This is a genomic window from Weissella sp. MSCH1, assembly GCF_045799135.1.
Taxonomy (GTDB): Bacteria; Bacillota; Bacilli; order Lactobacillales; family Lactobacillaceae; genus Weissella.
This window is the reverse complement of record NZ_JBJMBA010000024.1, coordinates 1-1,750: the sequence shown is the minus strand read 5'-3', so window position 1 is coordinate 1,750 and position 1,750 is coordinate 1. Positions and strand designations below refer to the sequence as shown.

2 protein-coding genes are annotated in these 1,750 nt (G+C 43.4%); both read right to left on the bottom strand.

The window, feature by feature from the left end; genetic code table 11:
* Positions 1-31 precede the first annotated feature (31 nt).
* Positions 32-1,558 (bottom strand): IS1182 family transposase, encoded by a 1,527-nt coding sequence (locus ACJ28U_RS01305; RefSeq protein ID WP_407618152.1) that lies wholly within the window; start codon positions 1,556-1,558, stop codon positions 32-34.
* A gap of 10 nt (positions 1,559-1,568) precedes the next feature.
* A partial coding sequence (locus tag ACJ28U_RS01300; protein ID WP_407618151.1) for a hypothetical protein occupies positions 1,569-1,750 on the bottom strand: 182 nt, incomplete at its 5' end.

Genomic DNA, 1,750 nt, shown 5'->3' with positions numbered 1-1,750 from the left:
TTCTTTCTTTTTATCCAAAAATAACGGGATTTTATCCCGCCATGATGGCCATTTTCGTCATATTCATGGCCATCATAACCAGTCCGGTTTCTATTTTCACGTTTCGCAAACCGCGAACCATGAATCTGCCCACGCCAAAATGAGCCTTCATCCGACCGAAAACTGGCTCGTTTTCAATCTTACGACGTGCGTAGATTGAAGCGTTGGTTTCGTCAGAGAGGCTTTCTCGCATATGTGCTTTCTGATATTCCCATGAGGGGTTAATACTGATTTGGCGAACGTTACCACCTTTTGTATATGCCGCTGGAATATCTTGGTTATTTTCGTCCTTTGCTTCCGCACGATAAACTTTGAAATCGCGAGTCATGCCATTCTTATCCGTACGATGACTGTAATTGTGCCATTTGAAAACGACGCCGTCGTTATCCGTATATTCATCGGCTTTTTCATCGTAAGACCAGTTCATGACCCTGCTGTCATCACTACGCCACTTACGACTAGCTTCGCGAAGCATTGTGTTGTAGGGAATGAGTGCTGTTACTTCTGGCATTTCATCTTCAAAGAACCGATAGTTAGCTTCGGATCCATAACCCATGTCAGCTACGACAACTGAACCCAATGTTCCTGCGTCATTCATTTTCTTGACTAGTGGAACAAGCGTTCTTGTGTCGGTTGGATTTTGGAATACGTCATATCCAATAACCATTTGATTGCTGACGGCAGCTTGTACATTGTAGGCCGGCTTGAGCTGGCCATTCATCATTGGGTCTTCCTTTACGCGCATAAACGTGGCGTCGGTATCTGTTTTAGAATAGCTGTTACGATTACCGAACGTATCCATTTGATTTTCGTATTGCTCATTCTTATCGCGAATTTCTTTCAGCTTGCGAGTTTGAGACTTCACGGTGCGTCGTTCTTGCTTAGCTGGATTTGGTGATACCTTTTTGGTTTCTTCCACAGCTTGGTCTAGCTCATCAATGTGCATCTCTAACCGTGCAATAACATCATCCATATCATCAAACGACAATTCGGTTTCTTCACGAAAGAAGTCCGCTTGTGATGCTTTGATTTCTTCGAGAAGCGCAACTGCTTTGGCTTTGTTCAGTTCGCTGAAGCGAATTGTGTTCTTGCGCCAAACAAATGAGTACTTATTAGCGTTGGCTAGAATCTTCGTTCCATCAATAAACACGACATCATCGATGACGCCTGCGGCGACTAGCTGCTCACGCAACTTAGTAAACATTTCTAAGATGATATGCTCCATACGGCCATCAACTCTAAAGCGATTGATTGTTCGATATGATGGAACTTGTCCTTGAGTTAACCACATGGCCACCTTATTTTCATCCGCAAATCGTTCAATCATACGACCTGATCGAATGCCTCGAGCGTACGCGAAAAGAACCAACTTAAGTAATAGACGTGGGTGATAAGGGTATCGTCCCGTCGTGTACTCATCCGTAAAATCCAACGATTCTACAAGTTGGTTAATTTGATATGCCGGGTGATTTTCTTCAGGTTCATATGCAGTTGGGATATCCAACATTAGCTGATTCATGCTATAATTTTTATACATTAGTTTGGTTCAGTCCTTTCGAGGCAGAAACCGTGGACGTTGAGTTGCCGCTCAACGTCTTTTTCTTTGCCTTTATTACCACTATTATACCAAAAAGCAGGCGCAAACCCTTGATATACATGGGTTTGCGCCTGCTTTTATTCAAAATGTTCAGCTGAGTTTTGTCCCAGCCTC